Origin of the sequence: Streptomyces cahuitamycinicus (assembly GCF_002891435.1) — a bacterium.
Classification (GTDB): Bacteria; Actinomycetota; Actinomycetes; order Streptomycetales; family Streptomycetaceae; genus Streptomyces; species Streptomyces cahuitamycinicus.
This window is the reverse complement of sequence record NZ_POUC01001012.1, coordinates 1-386: the sequence shown is the minus strand read 5'-3', so window position 1 is coordinate 386 and position 386 is coordinate 1. Positions and strand designations below refer to the sequence as shown.

Below are 386 nucleotides of genomic sequence, written 5' to 3'. Positions count from 1 at the left end.
GTCGGGGGCCGGTGCGGTTCGGCCTGGGGACGACGCCGGTGGCGGACAGCGCCCGGCGCGGTACGACGAGAGCGCCGCACCGGCCTGGCCGGGCAACGGCACAAGGCGGTCCGGGGATGATGACGCCGATGCCGGGCAAGCCGAGACCTGGGCCGGACCGGGGCAGACCGACGCCGGCTCTGACCCGGCCCGGCACGGCAACAGCACCGGGCAGGCCTGGCCGGGCTCCGGCGCAGGGCGGCCCGGGGACGACGCCGGTGGCGGGCAGCCCGGGGTCCGGGGTGGGGAGCGTTGCGAGGAAGCCGGGCCCTACGCCCCGGGTACGCCGTACCGGCCGCCGAACCCGGGCACCAATCCGTACCTCCGGGTGCCGGACGAACTGCTGG

Annotated in this window: 1 pseudogene; it reads left to right on the top strand. The window is 78.2% G+C overall.

Annotated elements, in window-relative coordinates:
* A pseudogene (locus C1J00_RS46160) lies at nucleotides 1–386 on the top strand (hypothetical protein); the annotation flags it as partial.